Here is a 1,613-nt window from a genome sequence, read left to right on the forward strand (position 1 = left end):
TACCATGGGTAGCAACCAGCGTGAAAAATGACGACAAGTAACCACTGGCTTGAGGGCCTGCTCCCTCTTGAATCATTTCTAAAAACTCAACGACTTCGAGAAAGACAAAAGCAACACCAAAAACGATGGTGATGATTAACCATAGTATCACTGATGGTCGTTTTTTATTCATAGCAGCCAACCAGGCAAAACCAAACGTTACACTGGAGATCAACAGACAGGCGGTTTCAAAAAAAACATGTTTGAGATCAAAAAGATGAATGGGTTCAGGACCATTGGCAGTATTTCTGAACATACTGACATAGGTTGCAAACAACAGAGCAAAGATAATCGCATCTGTCATCAGATAGAGCCAGAATCCGAATTCCCGGTTATCAAGGCAGTCTTCACGGTGTTCAGACATAACTTGTCGGAGCATATCCTGATTCATGAGGCTTTCCTTTGGCTTAAGGCTTTCCTCTGGCTGAGGGCTCTTCGTACAATCACAATTTGCCCTGAGACATCAATTGGGCTTTACGTTGACTCTCGATGGCCATGATAGCTTCTGATGTGATGATCTCCTCGCCATAATCATTACAGCTTCTGACGATCAGTGTTGCGATAACACCGATCATGGCGAGAATAGCGAGCCACCATATATACCAGACGAAAGCAAATCCTACTAAAAACCCGAACAGACCAATCAAAACGCCTGCTCCGGTATTAGCGGGCATTATGATGGGTTTGTATTGATCAGGAAAATGATAGGCTTCCCCCTTATTTTTCATCTCCCAAAAGGCATCAACGTTGCTAACGTCTGGAATCACAGCAAAGTTGTAGGGTGCTGCAGGTGAGTATTGGCATGATCGGTATCCTGACGATGACTCTACAGGTCTTCATGAAAGGGCTGACGCCTCAGGTCTGCTCCAGATTGTTTCGCCTTGGTTTGTTCTGGCACTTCCTGGATATTGTCTGGATCGGGATTTTTTCTGTGGTCTACCTGCCGGTGTTCATATAGGAGGCAATCGTGCAAGCACATGAGCATAGCCTGAAGGACTATCTCAAAGGGTTGGTTCTGGCGATTATTCTGACGGCCATTCCTTTCTGGGTCGTCTGGTCTTCGGCTTTCCGGGCAAGAATACTGTTTGCCATTATCGCCATTTGTGCTCTGATTCAGGTGATGGTCCACTTACGCTTTTTTTTGAACATAAGCCTTAAAAATACGGGCAAGGACTATCTGACAGCCCTTTTTTTTGCTGGAGTTCTGATATTCATCATGGTGGGTGGAACCGTATGGATACTGTTTGATCTGAACTTCAGAATGATGTGAGTGAAAAGAGGGCAGAAGTCGTTTTACTACTTCTGCCGTCAGGCTGCCTCTGCGCCAGAAATAGAAGCATTCATTTTGATCAGTGAGCCAATGGCTGCCGCAGTAGCAACAAAGTCGCGGATGCCCCGGGTATTATTGCGGGAGATGAATCGAGTGTAATAAGCGAGTACCGCCGGGATAACACCGGCTGCACCATTATTAGGTGCAGTGACAACCCGGCCTACACAGGCATTTTCTTCATTGACGGACATGGCAAACAGGGTAACCCAGTCCAAGAGGTTGGCCATTTCGGGAGAACGATCAA

At 46.1% G+C, this 1,613-nt stretch carries 4 protein-coding genes; 1 reads left to right on the forward strand and 3 read right to left on the reverse strand.

Annotation, left to right across the window (positions count from 1 at the left end; all coding sequences use genetic code 11):
* Together KDK17_RS04620 and KDK17_RS04625 are read right to left on the reverse strand one after the other, a co-directional pair.
* Positions 1-430: cytochrome c oxidase subunit 3 (locus KDK17_RS04620; protein ID WP_257287460.1), on the reverse strand; the 430-nt coding region annotated here is incomplete at its 3' end.
* 52 nt (positions 431-482) lie between these two features.
* Positions 483-806 carry a hypothetical protein gene (locus KDK17_RS04625; RefSeq protein ID WP_257287461.1) on the reverse strand — a complete coding sequence of 108 codons (324 nt, stop codon included), beginning with the start codon at positions 804-806 and terminating at the stop codon, positions 483-485.
* 200 nt (positions 807-1,006) lie between these two features.
* Here KDK17_RS04625 and cyoD point away from each other — a divergent pair, with 200 nt between their 5' ends.
* Positions 1,007-1,309: a cytochrome o ubiquinol oxidase subunit IV gene (cyoD, locus tag KDK17_RS04630; RefSeq protein ID WP_257254830.1), complete on the forward strand. Its 303-nt coding sequence runs from the start codon at positions 1,007-1,009 to the stop codon at positions 1,307-1,309.
* A 38-nt stretch (positions 1,310-1,347) separates the two neighbouring features.
* Here cyoD and KDK17_RS04635 read toward each other — a convergent pair.
* Positions 1,348-1,613: L-serine ammonia-lyase, iron-sulfur-dependent, subunit beta (locus tag KDK17_RS04635; protein ID WP_306671229.1), on the reverse strand; the 266-nt coding region annotated here is incomplete at its 5' end.

Source organism: Endozoicomonas sp. SESOKO2, from assembly GCF_024606245.1.
In the GTDB taxonomy this organism is placed as follows: Bacteria; Pseudomonadota; Gammaproteobacteria; order Pseudomonadales; family Endozoicomonadaceae; genus Endozoicomonas_A.